Genomic DNA, 16465 nt, shown 5'->3' with positions numbered 1-16465 from the left:
ATTCCCAAAAAAACAAAAGACGGGACGCAAAACAAAAAAACGCCCCGTGACGAGTCCCCCCGAGGAGGAAACCCATGCCAACCGCGCGCAGCGTCGACGTCCAAGCCTTTCTCAACGAGCACCCCTTCTCGCGATACCAGTGGCTGGTGTTCGCGCTGTGCTTCTTCATCGTCCTTCTGGACGGCTTCGACACGGCGGCCATCGGCTACATCGCCCCGTCGCTGACGACGGAATGGGGCATCGCTCGGCCGGCGCTTGCGCCGGTGCTGAGCGCGGCGCTGTTCGGGCTGGCCTTCGGCGCCCTGTCCGCCGGGCCTCTGGCCGACCGCTTCGGCCGCAAGGCGATCCTGATCGGCTCGGTCCTGGTCATCGGCACTGCCTGTCTGGCCTCCGCCTTCTCGGGCAACCTGGACCAGCTCGTCATGCTGCGCTTCGTCACCGGCCTCGGGCTGGGGGCGGCGATGCCCAACGCCGTCACGCTGATGAGCGAGTATTGCCCCGAGGGGCGGCGGGCCATGGTCACCAACGCCATGTTCTGCGGCTTTCCGCTCGGCGCGGCCTTCGGCGGCTTCCTCGCCGCCTGGATGATCCCGCTGTGGGGCTGGCGCAGCGTGCTGGTGCTGGGCGGCATCGCGCCGCTGGTCCTGGCGGCGGTGCTGCTGGTCCTGCTGCCGGAATCGGTTCGCTACATGGTCGCCCACAACCACCCGGTGGAGCGCATCCGCGCCGTGCTGCGCCGCATCTCCGAGACGGCGGCCGGGGCGTCCGGCTTCGTGATGACCGAGAAGGCCCCGGCGACCAAGGCGCGGAACGGCATCGCGGTCGTGCTGTCGCGCGGCTATCTGGTCGGCTCGGTGATGCTGTGGGTCGCCTACTTCATGGGGCTGGTGATCTTCTACGCGCTGATCAACTGGATGCCGATCCTGTTCAAGGACGCCGGGCTGGCGCCGCGCGACGCCGCGCTGATCGCCGCGCTGTTCCCGCTGGGCGGCGTCGGGGCCGTGCTGTCGGGCTGGCTGATGGACCGCTTCAACGCCAACAAAATCATCGCCTTCGGCTTCGTGCTGACCTACGGCGCCGTCTACGCCATCGGGCAGGTCGCCGGGAACGTCGGGCTTCTGGTGGTCACGGTCTTCGCGGCGGGCACCATCATGAACACCGCCCAGACCTCGCTGCCGGCGCTGGCCGCCAGCTTCTACCCGACCCACGGCCGGGCCACCGGCGTGGCCTGGATGCTGGGGCTGGGCCGCTTCGGCGGGATCGGCGGCTCGTTCCTGGTGGCCGAGCTGGCGCGCCAACAGCTCGACTTCACCAGCATCTTCACGATCGTCGCCATTCCGGGTCTGGTCGCCGCTCTGGCCCTGCTGGTCAAGCAGTTCGTCCATCCCGAGGACCGGTCGAGCGGCACGGGCCGGACCGTCGAAGCCCTGGGGCATTGAGTTTTACTATAGCCAGTCCATAGGCTTTGCAGCTTGGCACCGTCGGTCTCCGGTTCGGATGCCCCTGCTGCATTGCAATATTGCCCCGGACGTTATTCAAAAAACGAATGGGGCCTTCGCCCAACGAATGAGCGCAGCGCTGCGATCACTGATATCCCTGCTGTGGTGACGGTATCGGCGGCCTGCGAGCCCGGCCCCGGCGAACGCCAAAACGCCCCCCAATCAACGACGAAAAAGCACGGGGGCTTTCAAAACGAGGAGGAAACATGTCCGGAACATTTCGCAAGGCCCTGCTGGGCACGGCTTTCCTGTGCACCTTAAACGCCGGTTCGGCCTGGGCCGACACGATCAAGGTCGGGGTGATCGCGCCGTTCTCCGGCCCCTTCGCCACGGTCGGCCAGACCTTCAAGCAGGCCATCGAGGTCTATCAGGCCCAGCATGGCAAGACGGTCGCCGGCAACACGGTGGAGTTCGTCTACAAGGACCTCGATCAGGCCAACCCGGCGCAGAGCAAGGCGCTGGCCCAGGAACTGGTGGTCAAGGAGAAGGTCGGCTACCTCGCCGGCTTCTTCTTCACGCCGGACGCGTTGGCGGTCGCCCCGCTGATCGACGAGGCGAACATCCCCTGCGTGATCTTCAACGCCGCGACCTCGGCCATCACCGAGAAGTCGCCGCGCTACGTCCGCACCTCCTTCACCCTTTGGCAGAACACCGTGCCGCTGGCCGAGCATGTCGCCAAGCAGGGCATCCGCAAGGTGGCCACCGCGGTCAGCGATTACGGCCCCGGCATCGACGGCGAGACCGCCTTCAAGCAGACCTTCGAGAAGTCCGGCGGCAAGGTGGTCGACAGCATCCGCATGCCGCTGAAGTCCACCGACTTCGCCCCCTTCATGCAGCGCATCAAGGATTCCGGGGCGGAGGCGATCTACGCCTTCCTGCCCGCCGGCCCGACGACGCTGGGCTTCGCCCGGGCCTTCAGCGACACCGGCCTGAAGGCCGCGGGGATCAAGTTCTTCGGCCCCGGCGACATCACGCAGGAACCGGACCTGCCGGTGCTCGGCGACGCGGCGGTCGGCATCACCACGACCTTCAACTACAGCCAGGCCCACGATTCCGACCTGAACCGCCAGTTCCTCGCCAAGCACAAGGAGCTGTTCGGCTCGTCCGACATCGTCACCTTCACCTCGGTCGGCGCCTATGACGGCGCGCACGTCATCTACCGCATGGTCGAGGCGACGGGCGGCAAGAGCGACGGCGCGAAGGCGGTGGAGGCGGTCAAGGGCATGGCCTGGGAAAGCCCGCGCGGGCCGGTGCGGATCGACCCCGAGTCCCGCCACGTCACCCAGACCATCTATCTGCGCGTGACCGAGCGCAAGGACGGCCGGCTGCAGAACACCGAGGTCGCCGGGTTCCCCGACCAGCCCGATTACGGCTTCAAGGCCGGCAAGTAGGACCATCGACGGCCCCCGTCCCCGACGGGAGGGGGGCCTGTCCGCGCTGGAGTTCCTGATGGAAACGCTTTTCGGCATCGTGGTGGACGGGGTCGCCTACGGGATGATCCTGTTCATCATCTCGGTCGGCCTATCGGTCACGCTCGGCCTGATGCGCGTGGTCAACCTCGCGCACGGCGCCTTCGCCATGGTCGCCGGCTACGTCGCCTCCTACGCCGCGCAGGGGCTGGGTCTGCCCTACGCCGTGGGGCTGGTGGCGGCGATCCTGTTCACCGTGCTCGCCACGCTGCCGCTGGAGAAGCTGCTGTACCGGCGCATCTACGGCTCCGCCAACGAGCTGGCCCAGGTGCTGCTGACCATCGGCCTGACCTTCGTCATCGTCGCCGGGATCAATTACCTGTTCGGCCCCACGCTGAAGCGCATCCCACTGCCGGACGCGCTGCTCGGCACCGTGGCGATCGGGCCGAAGTCGATCCCGGTGCACCGCGCCTTCGTCATCGCCATGGGGACGGCGACCGTGCTGGGCCTGTGGTGGCTGCTGGAGCGCACCGATTTCGGCATCAAGCTGCGCGCCGCCGTGGACGACCCGAACATGGCCGCGGCGCTGGGCATCCGGACGGAGCGCCTCTACACCGCGACCTTCGCGCTGGGCACCGGGCTGGCGGCGCTGGGCGGCGTTCTGGGGGCGGAGCTGCTGCCGTTGGAGCCCTATTACGCCATCCGCTACATCGTCCTGTTCCTGGCGGTGGTCGCCGTCGGCGGGGCGGGCAACATCCTCGGCTCGGCCGCCGCCGCCCTGGCGTTGGGCATCGTGGACACCGCGGGCAAGTACCTGATTCCCAGCTTCGGCGAGTTCTTCTTCTACGCCGCGCTGATCCTGATCCTGTTCCGCTGGCCGCACGGCTTCTTCCAGGGGAGGGCCGCCTGATGAGCGGAAGTCACACGGGCGCGGTTGCCGCTGACCAGCCCCGGCAGGTCGCGGCGCGCGGACCCCGGCTCCGCCGGGCGCTCGGCGGGGCCGCGTTTCCGCTGCTGGCCGCCGCCGGACTGGCCGCCTTCTGGCTGTTCCCCAACGACCTCGGCCTGATGACGCGGATTGCCGCAACGGCGCTCTACGTCCTGTCACTCGACCTCGTGCTCGGCTTCGGCGGCATCGCGACGCTGGGGCAGGCGGCGATGTTCGGCACCGGGGCCTACGCCACCGGCATCGCCGCGGTGCATCTGGTGAGCGACCCGCTCCTCCTGCTCGCTGTCGGCGGCGTGGCCGGCGGTGTGGTCGCCCTGGTCACCGGCGCGCTGATCCTGCACGCGCGCGGCCTGACTCTGCTGATGCTGACCATCGCCGTAGTGCAGATCGTGCAGGAGGTGGTCAACAAGGCGCGCGACCTCACCGGGGGCAGCGACGGCCTGTCGGGCATCGATCCCAGCCCGCTGTTCGGCCTGTTCCGCTTCGACATGTTCGGGCGCTCCTCCTATCTGTTCGCGCTGGCGGTGCTTCTGGTCGGCTTCCTGATCGCGCGGCGCATCGTCCGCTCGCCCTTCGGGCTGGCCTGCCGGGGGGTGAAGGAGGACCCACTGCGCGTCGCCGCGCTGGGCGGTTCGCCGCGCCGCTATCTGGTCACGCTCTACGCCGTCGCCGGGGGTGTTTGCCGGTGTGGCCGGGGCGCTGACCGCGGTGACCAGCGGCATCGTCGGGCTGGACAGCGTCAGCTTCTCCTGGTCGGCGGAGGCGCTGGTCATGCTGGTGCTCGGCGGTGCCGGTCGGCTCGTCGGTGCCATCATCGGCACGGTGGCCTTCATGACCATCCATCACGTCATGGCCGCGATCGACCCCTTCCATTGGATGCTGTTCATCGGCCTGTTCCTGATGGGCACCGTGCTGTTCCTGCCGGGGGGCATCGCCTCGCTCGCCGACCGTTTCATCAAGGGGAACCGGGCATGACCGCGCTTCTCGACGTCCAGGGGCTGAGCAAGAACTTCGACGGCCTGCAGGTGTCGGCGGACATCACGCTGGCGCTTCATCCCGGCGAGCGCTGCGCGCTGATCGGGCCGAACGGGGCGGGCAAGACGACCTTCGTCAATCTGGTGACCGGCGTGCTGGCGCCCAGCGCCGGCACCATCCGGCTGGCCGGGCAGGACGTCACCCGCCTGTCGGCCCAGGCGCGGGTGCGCCTCGGAATGATCCGCTCCTTCCAGGTGGCCCGGCTGTTCCGCGCGATGACGGTGCGCGAGCATCTGGAACTGGCCGTTCTGGAGCGCGAGCGGAAGACCTTTCGCGTCTTCGCCTCGGTCCGGCGCACGCCGGGGCTGGCCGACGAGGTGGCCGGCCTGCTCGACGGCATGGGGCTGGTCCCGGTGGCGGACACCGCCGTCGGGGCGCTGGCCTACGGGCAGCAGCGTCTTCTGGAGATCGCGCTGGCGCTCGCCCTGAAGCCAAAGCTACTGATCCTCGACGAGACGGCGGCCGGCGTGCCGCATTCGGAAAGCCACCGCATCCTCGACGCGCTGGACCGCCTGCCGGCCGATCTGGCCGTGTTGATGATCGAGCACGACATGGATCTGGTGTTCCGCTTCGCCAAGCGCATCGTCGTGCTGGCCCAGGGCCGCCTGCTGTGCAGCGGCACGGCACAGGAGATCACCACCGATCCGCGCGTCCGCGAGGTCTATCTGGGGAGCCGGGCCAATGCGCCGCACTGAAGGGACGCTGGAAGTCACCGGCCTGACCGCCGGCTATGGCGAGACCCGCATCGTCGAAGGGCTGACCTTCACCGTGCCGGCCGGCGGGCGGCTGGCCCTGCTGGGCCGCAACGGCATGGGCAAGACCACGACGCTGGGCACCCTGGTCGGGCAGACGACGCGTCACGCCGGCAGCATCCGGCTGGACGGCGTCGAGCTGAGCGGCCTCAACTCCTCGGCACGGGCGGCGGCCGGGCTGGGCTACGTGCCGCAGACGCGCGACATCTTCCGCTCGCTGACGGTGGAGGAGAATCTGGTCACCGGGCTGAAGGGCCGGCCGCGCTCCGCCCTGGAGGAGGCCTACGCGCTGTTCCCCCGCCTGAAGGAGCGGCGGGGCAACGGCGGGGGCGCGCTCTCCGGCGGCGAGCAGCAGATGTTGTCGGTCGCCCGCGCGCTGCTCGGCCAGCCGACGGTGCTGCTGCTGGACGAGCCGCTGGAAGGCCTGGCTCCGGTGATCTGCGACCAGCTCATGCAGGCGCTGGCGCAGCTGACTGTCACCCTGATCCTGGTGGAGCAGCAGGTGGACCGCGCCCTGGACTTCGCGCAGAGCGCGGTGATCCTGGAACGCGGCCAAGTTGTGCATGAGGGGGCGGCCGCCGATCTGCGGGACGACCACGCCCTCATGGAGCGGCACCTCGGCGTCGCTCTGGCGGTGTAACGGACCCGCGGGATCAGTCGGCGCGGCCATCAGTCTGCGTCGACGGTCCGGTCCGCCGGACCCGTGCCGACGATGCGGACCCACAGGTCCTGCCACGCCGCCCCCGACGCGTCACGGGGGGTCTGGAAGGTCTCCACTGGACCGACCAGCCTCCCCGCCGGGTCGACGATGGCCCGGATGCCCCAGAAGCTGAGCGACGAGACGCCGGGCATGCCGTAGCGATGGTCGAGCGCCTGGACCAGGGTGTTCCTGGACTCCAACGGCTGTTCACGCCAGATCAGATTCTCCATCGAGAACCAGCGGAAGACCTCGGCCTCCTGGGTCGCCGCGACCGCCTCGATGGCCGGCGAGCGGTGCCGCTCGAACCGCTCCCACTGGATGTCCCCGTCGCCCAGAACGGAGTGGAAGCCGACCAGCACGGCGTCCGGCGTTTCGGCCACCACTCGGCGCAGCACCGGCTGGAACAGGGTCGGGTAGGCCGTCACCTGGGCCATGCCGCCGGTCTGCGCCCGGGCGATTGCCTCGACGCGATCGTTGATGGCCCAGCCGCCGAGCGTGTAGGCCGACACCAGGATCAGCGCCGCGCCCGCGATGTCCTGCGCCAGGGCCGCCCGCTTGCGGAGCGCGACGCCGGCCGCCAGCGAGAACACTAGGATCAGGCTGTAGACCGGGTCGATGATCGGCATCGCGTTGATCGCGAAGCGCGTGGTGGTGAGCGGGTAGAGCCACTGCGTCCCATAGGACGTGAAGACGTCGATCACCGGGTGGGTCATCAGCGCCAGGATGGCCAGCCAGATCCAGGCGCGCCGCGCCTCGCCGTCGCCCGACGGGCTGTCCGGACCATGGCGACGGCACTGCCAGCGCCAGACCAGCCAGCCGAGCAGCAGGCCGGCGACCGGGCCGAACAGGATCGAATGGGTCAGGCCGCGGTGATGGACCCAGTTGGCGAAGGGGCCACCGATCCAGCCGGCGGCGACGTCCAGGTCGGGAATCAGCGCGATGCCCGCGCCGACGGCGAGGGCACGGCGGCCCAGCCGGCGGCGGAAGCCGGCCTGCGCGACCGTGGCCCCGAGAAGCATTTGGGTGACGGTGTCCATGGTCCTCGGTTATGCGCGTGATGCGCCGGGGTCAGGCGCCGGGGGCGATCGCCAGCATCCGTTTCAGCGCGTCCGAAATCTCCTCGACGCGCACGGGTTTGGGCATGATCGCTATGGGGTGCGAAAAGCTCACCTTCAGCTTTTCGGAAATCTCGCCGGTGGCGTAGCCGCTGACCACCACCACGGGCAGGCCGGGCTCCTCGCTCCGCAGGTTGCGGATCAGCTCGTCGCCGGCCATCACCGGCATCTTGAGGTCGGTGACCAGGGCGTCGAAGGAATCGTCCTGCCAGATCTTCAGGGCCTCCTGGCCATTGAAGGCGGTGGTGACCCGGAACCCCTCGTCCATCAGGCCATGCTCCAGCGCCATGATCGCGATGGCTTCATCGTCGACCAGCAGGATGTGGCGGGGTTCGGTCATGGCGGCTCACCATACAGAGTAAACACAGTCCTGGGTGCAGGACGATGTGGTCCAGCTCCAGGTACGATTGTAACCGGCGGCGCGATGAAAAACAAAGCTGAACGGGCTGTGGTTGTTTCCCCAGCCATTTCGGGGGGCTTCTAGCCCTTGTTCGTTCCGCGGGGATGTGTGCATTCTTCCTGCTGGGAACCGGCACGGCGACGCCGGGGGAAGCCTTCACCAAAGGAAGACCCGCGACAAAGGAAGACCCGCGACCTTGAAAATCGGCCTGAGGACAATGCTGATCGCCTGCCTGGGGGGTATCGGGCTGGCCTTCACGGCCGGCACCGCCGCGATTCTGCAGGTCGAAGCCGGGGAACGGCTCCAGCGTGTGATCGGCGGGCAGTTGCACCTCTACGCGGGCCAAGTCGCCGACAAGCTCGACCGCGGCATGTTCGAGCGCTACCGCGATCTTCTCGTCGTGACGAGCCTCGAGACGATCCGCGCGACCCAAACCTCCCGCGATTCGCGGCGCGCCGTCCTCCAGAAGCTTCAGGACAGCTATCCGGACTATGCCTGGATCGGTTTCATCCGGCCGACCGGCCTTCTCGAGGCGGCGACCGGCCGCGTCTACGAAGGCATGGATGTGAGCGCGCGGGACTGGTGGAAGCAGGGGTTCGACCGCCCCTATGTCGGCGACGTGCACGACGCGGTGGTTCTGGCCAAGCTTCTGTACGCCAATCGGATGGAGGTTCCGCGTTTTGTCGATCTGGCGGCGCCGGTGCACGACGAGCAGGGGACGCTGACCGGCGTCGTCGCCGCCCATCTGAGCTGGGATTGGGCGTCGGAGGTCGAACGCTCCGTGCTCGGCCAGATATCCGAGGACGCCGCGGTCGAGGCGATGATCCTCTCCGCCGACGGCACGGTGATTCTCGGACCCAAAGCCCTGGTGGGCAAGCCACTGGCCTTCGCGTCGGCGCAAGGGCGGCGCGCGTGGATCGAATCCTGGCCGGACGGGCGCCGCTTCCTGACGAGCGTGGCGCGGACGAAGGGCTACCGGGATTATCCCGGGCTGGGGTGGAACGTCGTGCTCCGCCAGCCGGTCGATCAGGCGATGGCGCCGGTCGCCGAGCTGCGGAACCGGGTGATCGCCTGGGGAATCGCCGCCAGCCTGCTGGCGGTCCTCGTCGGTCACGTCCTGGCGACGTGGCTGTCGGCGCCCCTGCGCGCCATGTCCAGGGCCGTCGAGGCGGCGGGCCCGGACGGCGCGATGCCCGTCCTGCCGCTGACCGGCCGCTACACCGAGGCGGCGACGCTGTCCGGGGCGCTGCACACCTACGTGAGCGACCTGCAGGAGGCGGACCGGCGGCTCCGCGGCACCGTCGCCGAGAAGACGGTTCTGCTTCGCGAGGTCCATCACCGCGTGAAGAACAACCTTCAGGTGATCTACGGCCTGATGATGGTGGAGATGCGCCGCCTGCCCAAGGGGGACCTGTCGCGGGGACGCATCGAGGCGCTGGCCGGGCGCGTAACCTCGATGGGGCGCCTGCACGAGCAGCTCTACACCTCCGGCGACCTGATGAACGTCGATTTCGGAACGCACCTGCGCCAGCTCTGCGACGCGCTTCAGGAGCTTCATCCGAACGAGGCGATCACCATCCACCCCGACACGGACGACGTGTCCTGCTCCATCGAACTCGCCACACCGCTCGGCCTGATCGCCAACGAACTTGTCGTCAACGCGCTGAAGCACGCCTTTCCGGAGGGGAGAGGCGGGACGGTCACGGTCCGGCTGCGGAAAACGGGTGACCGTCTGACGATGAGCGTGGCCGACGACGGGATCGGCTGCCCGGACATGCCGCCCAAGGGGGGAATCGGCACGACGCTGGTCGACGCGCTGGTTCGGCAGGTCGGCGGCACCATCACCTTCGACGCCCGGTCAGGCTGCGCAGCCACGGTCAGCGTTCCGTTCACCGCCGACGCGAACCGTCCCGTCGCGGTTCACGCGTGATGTGATCGCGACCTCGCCGTTGCAGACGCCCGCCAGCGTCCTGCATCAGCCCCATTCTTTTGCGGAAAACGGGCGACACCGCTCAGCACTCGCTTGTAAAAGCCGAGAGGTCTTCCCACCTGGAGTCGATCAAGATTGTTTCGGGGCCTGCTGTCCTCAGCCATGGCCATCCGGTTTGGGTCTCTTTTCCCGAAGTGAATTTGATGCCTGCCCGATGTCGGGCGGGGCAACACCAGCAGGGGAACAGACCCATGGCTAACGGCACCGTGAAATGGTTCAACTCCACCAAGGGTTACGGCTTCATCCAGCCGGATGATGGTTCGGCGGACGTCTTCGTCCATATTTCCGCCGTCGACCGCTCCGGCATCGGCCATCTCGACGAAGGGCAGAAACTGTCGTTCGAGGCCGTCCGTGACCCGCAGCGGGGCAAGGTTTCGGCCGAGGACCTGCGCGCGCTCTGAGCGCCGCATCCTTGGATTTCAACATAAGCCAACAGCGGCCGGCGGGCTTCGCCCGTATCGGCAATAGGATCCGCATGACCATCAAGCTTCCTTTGACCGGGGCGGCACAGGCCGCCCAGCCTCAGCATCAACGGCCCATTCCTGTGGCCGAGCCGGCATGGGCGCCTGGGTGGCCCCGCCTGACCCCGCACGAGATTCGCCAGATCGTTCTCGACACTTTGGGCTAACCGCTTCATCCGTATCGAAAAAACCTTTCCACAGGAACAACCGCGAGGACAGCCGCCCTATGCTCGTTCAAGTCCGCGACAACGATGTGGGGGGCGCCCTGCGCGTCCTGAAAAGAAAAATGCAGCGCGAAGGGCTTTTTCGTGAGATGAAGTTGCATCGGCGTTACGAGAAGCCCTCGGAGCGCCGGGCACGGCAGGCGGCGGAATCGGTCCGGCGGCGGCGCAAGCTGCTGCGCAAGCGCCTACTGCGCGAGGGCTATTGACCGTGGCCGCCGATGCTTTAAATTGAGGGACGGCGTCAGGGCCGTCAGCACCCATTCCGGTTCCTCGCCGGACAGACCGTTGGAGACAGGACATAGCTAAACTCTACGATGCGGACCCGGTCCGCGAAGGCCCGCGCATCAATCGGGAAATCACGGCACGCACGGTGCGCCTCGTTGGTGCCAACGGTGAGATGATCGGCGTGGTCTCGCTGCGCGACGCCTTCGACGCTGCGGTCGAGGCTGAACTCGACCTCGTCGAGGTGGCCCCCCAGGCGGAGCCGCCGGTCTGCAAGATCCTCGACTACGGCCGGTTCCGGTTCGAGGAGCAGAAAAAGGCCAACGAGGCCCGCAAGAAGCAGAAGATCATCGAGATCAAGGAGCTGAAGCTCCGGCCGAACATCGATGACCACGATTACGACGTGAAGATGCGGGCGGCGCGGCGCTTCCTCGAAGAGGGCGACAAGGTCAAGATGACCATGCGGTTCCGCGGGCGCGAGATGGCGCACCAGGATCTGGGCATGAACGTGCTGATCCGTGTGCGCGACCAGTTCGAGGACATCGCCAAGGTCGAGCAGATGCCCCGGATGGAAGGGCGCATGATGGTCATGGTCATCGCTCCGCGTTGACCGGCCACTGACCTGCCGGAATGTTTGATAGCAAGGGGACCGCCCTCCGTGGGGCGGTCCCCTTGCATTTTCAGCGGCCGGCCTCCCTCATCGAACCTACTTTTCATCGGCATCGCTGAACCCAATCACCGCGGCCCTGTTTAGAAGGCACGGTTGAACGGGAGCCCCCTCGATGCTGCGCCTTCGCCACGGCCTCGCCGTCTCGTGCCTGCTCGCTCTGCTCCCTTCGGGCGGGGGCTTGGCCCAGCAACCGGCGAACGCTCCGCCCCCCACCGTTACGACCGAGGTGGTGCGCGAACGGGACGTCACCCCAACCAGCGAGTTCATCGGTCGCGTCCAGGCGATCCAGGACTTCGAAGCCCGCGCCCGCGTCGAGGGCTTCATCGAGCAGGTGGCCTTCCAGGAAGGCCAGAACGTCACCAAGGACACCCTGCTCTACGTCATCGAGCAGGCCCCCTATCAAGCCGCCGTGGACAGCGCCAAGGCCGACCTCGCCCGCGCCCAGGCGACCCTGCGCGAGGCCCAAAGGGCCTTCCAGCGCGCGCAGGAGTTGCGGACCCGCGGCAACATCTCCCAGGCCGACCTCGATCAGGCCCAGGCGGCGCAGGAGACGGCGGACGCCGACATCATGCAGACGCAGGCCAAGCTGCGGCAGGCGGAGCTGAACCTCGGCTACACGCGCGTTTCTTCGCCCATCGACGGGCGCATCGGGGCCACCGCGATGACGGTGGGCGACCTCGTCAACCCGTCCAGCGGCCCGCTCGCCACCGTCGTCCAGCTCGACCCCATCCGGGTCGTCTTCTCGGTCAGCGACCGTGATATCCTGCAGGTCCAGCGCGCCGCCCCCGATCTCGCCTCGGCCGACGCGGTGAACCGCTTCGTGCCGGCCCTGCGGTTGGCCGACGGTTCCGAGTACGAGCAGAAGGGCAAGGTCTCCTTTGCCAGCAACCGAATCGACCCGCAGACCGGGACCATCCCCGTCTACGCCGACTTCGCGAACCCCAAGGGATTTCTGCTGCCCGGCCAGTATGTGACCGTCCTGATCCGCCCGGCGCAGACCGAGCGGCAGCCGGTGGTGCCGGTGTCGGCCATCCAGCAGGACCAGCAGGGCAGCTACGTCCTGGTGCTCGACCAGCAGAACCGGGCGCAACGCCGCCCGATCGAGCCCGGGCCGCAGCTCGATCAGGTGATCGCGGTGCCCAAGGGCGTGCAGGCCGGCGAGACCATCATCGTCGGCGGCGCCCAGAAGGTCCGCCCCGGCATGATCGTGCAACCCGAACGAGCCCCCCAGACCGCCCAGCAGCCGCGAGGATAAGGCCCATGTTTTCCGGCCTGTTCATCCGGCGCCCGAACCTCGCCATCGTCATCGCGCTGGTCGTGACCATCGCGGGGGCGCTGGCCATCCTGGCCATCCCGGTGGCGCAGTTCCCGCCGATCACGCCGCCCTCGGTGCAGGTCTCCGCCACCTATCCCGGCGCCAACGCCCAAGTCGTCGCCGACAGCGTCGCCGCCCCGATCGAGGCGCAGGTGAACGGGGTGGAGGGCATGCTCTACATGTCCTCGACCAGCACCGACACCGGCGCCTACACGCTGTCGGTCACCTTCGCGCAGGGCACCGACCCGGATCTGGCCCAGATCAACGTGCAGAACCGCCTGTCGCTCGCTACGCCGACCCTGCCAACGGAGGTGTCGCGGCAGGGCGTCACGGTGCGCAAGCAGTCGTCCAACATGCTGATGGCCGTCAACGTCTTCTCGCCCGGCGGCCAGTTCGACCCGATCTTCATCTCCAACTACGCCAGCATCAACCTGCGCGACGCCATCGCGCGGGTGCCCGGCGTCGGCGACGCGCAGGTGATGGGCGCGCTGACCTATGCCATGCGCGTCTGGATGGACCCGAACCGCATGACGGCGCTGGGCATCACCGCGGCGGACGTGGTCGCAGCGATCCAGAACCAGAATCTCCAGGCCTCGGCGGGGCAGATCGGCGCCCCTCCCGTCCCCGACGGCCAGCAGCAGCAGCTGACCATCCTCGCCCGCGGCCGGCTGGACGACCCCAAGCAGTTCGCCGGCATCATCGTGCGCACCAACCCGAACGGCGGCGTGGTGCGGCTGGGCGACATCGGGCGGGTGGAGCTGGGGGCGCAGAGCTATGGTTCGACGGCCAAGCTGGACGGCGACCCGGCGGCGACGCTGGTCGTCTACCAGTCGCCGGACGCCAACGCGCTGGACGTCGCCAAGGCGGTGCGGGCGGAGCTGGACCGGCTGTCCGGCCGCTTCCCGGAAGGGCTGGACTACGCCGTCGTGTTCGATACCACCAGCTTCGTCAGCGCGACGATCGAGGAGATCGTGCTGACGCTGGGCATCACCTTCCTGCTGGTCGTGGTGGTCATCTACGTCTTCCTCCAGGACTGGCGGGCGACGCTGATCCCCACCCTGGCGATTCCGGTGTCGATCATCGGCGTCTTCGCCGTTCTGCTGGTGCTGGGCTACAGCGCCAACACCATCACGTTGTTCGCACTGGTGCTGGCGATCGGGCTGGTCGTGGACGACGCCATCGTGGTGGTCGAGAACGTCCGCCGCGTCATGGAGGAGCATCCCGACCAGCCCGCCCCCTCGGCCAGCCGCATCGCCATGGAGCAGGTGACCGGCGCCATCGTCGCCTCCACCCTGGTGCTGGCCGCGGTGTTCGTGCCGGTGGCCTTCCTGCCCGGCATCACCGGCCAGCTCTACCGGCAGTTCGCGGTCACCATCACCACCGCCTTCCTGATTTCCGGCATGGTGTCGCTGACGCTGACCCCGGCGCTGTGCGGCCTGCTGCTGCGTCCGCCGACCCCGCCCTGGCGCCCGCTGGCCGCCTTCAACCGCGGGCTGGACGGGGTGCGCGACCGCTACGGCGGCCTCGTCGGCTGGCTGTCGCGCAAGCTGGTGATCGGGATCGCCGTCTTTGCCCTGCTGACCGCCGGTGCCTTCCTTCTGCTGCGCGGCCTGCCCACCGCCTTCCTGCCGTCGGAGGACCAAGGATACTTCTTCGTCAATGTCCAATTGCCGAACGCCGCGTCGCTCAGCCGGACGGAGGCGGTGATGAGCGATGTCACTGAGCGGCTGCGCGCGACGCCGGGGGTCGCCCATGTGATCTCCATCGCCGGCTACAGCATCCTCAGCGGGGCCGCCTCCAACGTCGGCCTGCAGATCGTCGTGCTGAAGCCCTGGGGGGAGCGGGGGGCCGCCGAGACGGTGGACGCGCTGCTGGGCCGGCTGAGGCCGCAGCTCGCCGCGGTGCCGCAGGCAACCATCGCCGCCTTCAACCCGCCCTCCATCCCCGGCCTCGGCAGCACCGGCGGGTTCCAGCTCCAGGTGCAGGCGCTGGGCGGGCAATCCGCGCAGCAGCTCGGCGCGGTGCTGCGCGGCCTGCTGGTCGCCGCCAACCAGGACACTCGGCTGTCGGCCGTCTTCAGCACCTTCAGCCCCGACGTGCCGCACCTGTTCGTCGACCTCGACCGCACCAAGGCGGCGCTGCTCGGCGTCTCGCCGGGCGACGTCTTCACCACGCTGCAGTCCCATCTCGGGTCGCGCTACGTCAACGACTTCAACCTCTACGGCCGGGTCTTCCAGGTCCAGGTGCAGGACGCCGCGGAGTACCGGGACGAGGTGGCGGCCATCGACCAGCTCTATGTGCGGAGTTCGTCGGGGGACATGGTGCCGCTGCGCAGCATCGTGAGCATCCGCAACATGCTGGCCCCCGACAGCCTCGTCCGCTACGACCAGTTCCTGTCCGCCTCGGTCAACGGCAACCCGGCCCCCGGCGGCAGCTCCGGCCAAGCGCTGGCGGCGATGCAGGAGGTGGCGGACCGCACCCTGCCGGCGGGCTACGCCACGGAATGGACCGGCCTGTCCTATCAGGAAAGCCGCATCGGCAACCAGACGATCATCATCTTCGGGCTGGCGGTGCTGTTCGGCTATCTGTTCCTGGTGGCGCAGTACGAGAACTGGCTGATCCCGCTGGCCGTGCTGCTGTCCGTGGCCATCGCGGTGCTGGGGGCAGGCATCGGGCTGAGCGTCGCCGGCATCGCCAACGACGTCTATGCGCAGATCGGGCTCGTCCTGCTGGTCGGCCTCGCCGCCAAGAACGCCATCCTGATCGTCGAGTTCGCGCGGGAGCAGCGCGCCGCCGGCCACCCCATCATCGATTCCGCGGTGATGGGCGCCCGCCAGCGCTTCCGCGCTGTGCTGATGACGGCGCTGGCCTTCATCCTGGGGGCGGTGCCGCTGCTGGTCGCCACCGGCGCCGGAGCGGCCAGCCGGCGGTCCATCGGCACGACGGTCTTCAGCGGCATGACCGCGGCGACGCTGGTCGGCATCATCTTCGTGCCGGTCCTGTTCGTCGCCTTCCAGCGCCTGACCGAACGGCTGGTTCCACACCGCCCTCCGGCCGACTTGCCTGCGAAGACATTTCCGGCGGAATGACCCGGCCCGGTCCCTGTTGGTCGTCGGACACACCCATGGACCCGGGAGGCACGGACATCATGAGCAGGAGAGGACAGGACCTCTGGTCCACAAGCGGCCTGATCGCCTTCGCCAGTGGTGCCGCCGTGGCGATCCTCGGCAGCCGCCTGCTGCCGCCGGTGGTCGCCCAGGCCGCCGGGACGACGATGGCACGCGACCCGTTCGACGCCCTGATGGACGACCACCGCCACATCCTGGCGCTGCTCGACGCGATGGAGCGGACGCACACCGGCGAGACCTTCCAGCGGACGCAGCTTCTGCTCCGCCTGAAGCGCCGTCTCGCCGCGCACGCCATGGCCGAGGAGGACGTCGTCTACCCCCTGCTGCACGACCACGCGCATCAGGAGGCGGACGCCCGGCACCTCTACGGCGAGCACGCCGACATGAAGATGCAGCTGTACGCCCTCGAGCAGATGCCGAAGGACGACCCCGCGTGGCGGCGGCGCGTCATCGCGCTGAGGCAGCTGGTCGCGGAGCATGTCCAGCAGGAGGAGGAGGTCGATTTCCCCAAGCTGCGGAACGCGCTGGACCAGCGGGAGACGGCCCGGCTGTCGGGCCATGTGCAGCGGGAGAAAGCCCTGCTGCTGTAGCGCCGC

14 protein-coding genes are annotated in these 16465 nt (G+C 68.4%); 12 read left to right on the top strand and 2 right to left on the bottom strand.

Annotated features, from left to right (window positions below):
* The first annotated feature begins 74 nt into the window (after positions 1-74).
* From Q4I23_RS01330 to Q4I23_RS01310, 5 genes are all read left to right on the top strand, one after another.
* Entirely contained in the window at positions 75-1439 is a 1365-nt protein-coding gene (locus Q4I23_RS01330) for an MFS transporter (RefSeq protein ID WP_498525058.1), read from the top strand.
* Positions 1440-1705: 266 nt separating this feature from the next.
* Complete coding sequence (locus tag Q4I23_RS01325) at positions 1706-2890, top strand: ABC transporter substrate-binding protein (RefSeq protein WP_498525057.1); 1185 nt, start codon at positions 1706-1708, stop codon at positions 2888-2890.
* A gap of 58 nt (positions 2891-2948) precedes the next feature.
* Positions 2949-3818 carry a branched-chain amino acid ABC transporter permease gene (locus tag Q4I23_RS01320; protein ID WP_498525056.1) on the top strand — a complete coding sequence of 290 codons (870 nt, stop codon included), beginning with the start codon at positions 2949-2951 and terminating at the stop codon, positions 3816-3818.
* On the top strand, positions 3818-5587 hold the full coding sequence (locus Q4I23_RS01315) for a branched-chain amino acid ABC transporter ATP-binding protein/permease (protein ID WP_498525055.1): 1770 nt from the start codon (positions 3818-3820) through the stop codon (positions 5585-5587). Before Q4I23_RS01320 ends, Q4I23_RS01315 begins: the two co-directional genes overlap by 1 nt.
* A complete protein-coding gene (locus tag Q4I23_RS01310) occupies positions 5574-6284 on the top strand; it encodes an ABC transporter ATP-binding protein (RefSeq protein ID WP_498525054.1) in 711 nt (236 codons plus the stop codon). The genes Q4I23_RS01315 and Q4I23_RS01310 overlap by 14 nt, the downstream gene beginning before the upstream one ends.
* A gap of 29 nt (positions 6285-6313) precedes the next feature.
* On the opposite strand, the gene Q4I23_RS01305 is transcribed toward Q4I23_RS01310, so the two are convergent.
* Both Q4I23_RS01305 and Q4I23_RS01300 read right to left on the bottom strand, forming a co-directional pair.
* Positions 6314-7381 (bottom strand): metal-dependent hydrolase, encoded by a 1068-nt coding sequence (locus Q4I23_RS01305; protein ID WP_498525053.1) that lies wholly within the window; start codon positions 7379-7381, stop codon positions 6314-6316.
* A 31-nt stretch (positions 7382-7412) separates the two neighbouring features.
* A complete protein-coding gene (locus tag Q4I23_RS01300) occupies positions 7413-7799 on the bottom strand; it encodes a response regulator (RefSeq protein WP_454019437.1) in 387 nt (128 codons plus the stop codon).
* Positions 7800-8055: 256 nt separating this feature from the next.
* Between Q4I23_RS01300 and Q4I23_RS01295 the strand changes: the two genes are divergently transcribed.
* From Q4I23_RS01295 to Q4I23_RS01265, 7 genes are all read left to right on the top strand, one after another.
* Entirely contained in the window at positions 8056-9789 is a 1734-nt protein-coding gene (locus Q4I23_RS01295; RefSeq protein ID WP_498525052.1) for a sensor histidine kinase, read from the top strand.
* 251 nt (positions 9790-10040) lie between these two features.
* On the top strand, positions 10041-10250 hold the full coding sequence (locus Q4I23_RS01290; RefSeq protein ID WP_498525051.1) for a cold-shock protein: 210 nt from the start codon (positions 10041-10043) through the stop codon (positions 10248-10250).
* A 286-nt stretch (positions 10251-10536) separates the two neighbouring features.
* Positions 10537-10740, top strand: a complete 204-nt coding sequence (gene rpsU / locus Q4I23_RS01285; protein ID WP_035673681.1) for a 30S ribosomal protein S21 — start codon at positions 10537-10539, stop codon at positions 10738-10740.
* Between the two features lie 92 nt (positions 10741-10832).
* On the top strand, positions 10833-11366 hold the full coding sequence (infC, locus tag Q4I23_RS01280; RefSeq protein ID WP_035673684.1) for a translation initiation factor IF-3: 534 nt from the start codon (positions 10833-10835) through the stop codon (positions 11364-11366).
* A gap of 172 nt (positions 11367-11538) precedes the next feature.
* A complete protein-coding gene (locus tag Q4I23_RS01275; protein ID WP_498525050.1) occupies positions 11539-12681 on the top strand; it encodes an efflux RND transporter periplasmic adaptor subunit in 1143 nt (380 codons plus the stop codon).
* 5 nt (positions 12682-12686) lie between these two features.
* Entirely contained in the window at positions 12687-15830 is a 3144-nt protein-coding gene (locus Q4I23_RS01270) for an efflux RND transporter permease subunit (RefSeq protein ID WP_498525049.1), read from the top strand.
* 59 nt (positions 15831-15889) lie between these two features.
* On the top strand, positions 15890-16459 hold the full coding sequence (locus tag Q4I23_RS01265; protein ID WP_498525048.1) for a hemerythrin domain-containing protein: 570 nt from the start codon (positions 15890-15892) through the stop codon (positions 16457-16459).
* Positions 16460-16465: the final 6 nt, after the last annotated feature.

It is taken from the genome of Azospirillum sp. UFLA03-27 (genome assembly GCF_059803775.1).
The sequence above is the reverse complement of the archived record's forward strand: the minus strand, read 5'-3'. Positions and strand labels throughout refer to the sequence as shown.

Coding starts and splice junctions, on each gene's coding strand:
- Q4I23_RS01320 (WP_498525056.1), top strand. CDS start 2,949: ATGGAAACGCTTTTCGGCATCGTGGTGGACGGGGTCGCCTACGGGATG.
- Q4I23_RS01270 (WP_498525049.1), top strand. CDS start 12,687: ATGTTTTCCGGCCTGTTCATCCGGCGCCCGAACCTCGCCATCGTCATC.
- Q4I23_RS01330 (WP_498525058.1), top strand. CDS start 75: ATGCCAACCGCGCGCAGCGTCGACGTCCAAGCCTTTCTCAACGAGCAC.
- rpsU (WP_035673681.1), top strand. CDS start 10,537: ATGCTCGTTCAAGTCCGCGACAACGATGTGGGGGGCGCCCTGCGCGTC.
- Q4I23_RS01265 (WP_498525048.1), top strand. CDS start 15,890: ATGAGCAGGAGAGGACAGGACCTCTGGTCCACAAGCGGCCTGATCGCC.
- Q4I23_RS01275 (WP_498525050.1), top strand. CDS start 11,539: ATGCTGCGCCTTCGCCACGGCCTCGCCGTCTCGTGCCTGCTCGCTCTG.
- Q4I23_RS01300 (WP_454019437.1), bottom strand. CDS start 7,799: ATGACCGAACCCCGCCACATCCTGCTGGTCGACGATGAAGCCATCGCG.
- Q4I23_RS01310 (WP_498525054.1), top strand. CDS start 5,574: ATGCGCCGCACTGAAGGGACGCTGGAAGTCACCGGCCTGACCGCCGGC.
- Q4I23_RS01315 (WP_498525055.1), top strand. CDS start 3,818: ATGAGCGGAAGTCACACGGGCGCGGTTGCCGCTGACCAGCCCCGGCAG.
- Q4I23_RS01290 (WP_498525051.1), top strand. CDS start 10,041: ATGGCTAACGGCACCGTGAAATGGTTCAACTCCACCAAGGGTTACGGC.
- Q4I23_RS01325 (WP_498525057.1), top strand. CDS start 1,706: ATGTCCGGAACATTTCGCAAGGCCCTGCTGGGCACGGCTTTCCTGTGC.
- Q4I23_RS01305 (WP_498525053.1), bottom strand. CDS start 7,381: ATGGACACCGTCACCCAAATGCTTCTCGGGGCCACGGTCGCGCAGGCC.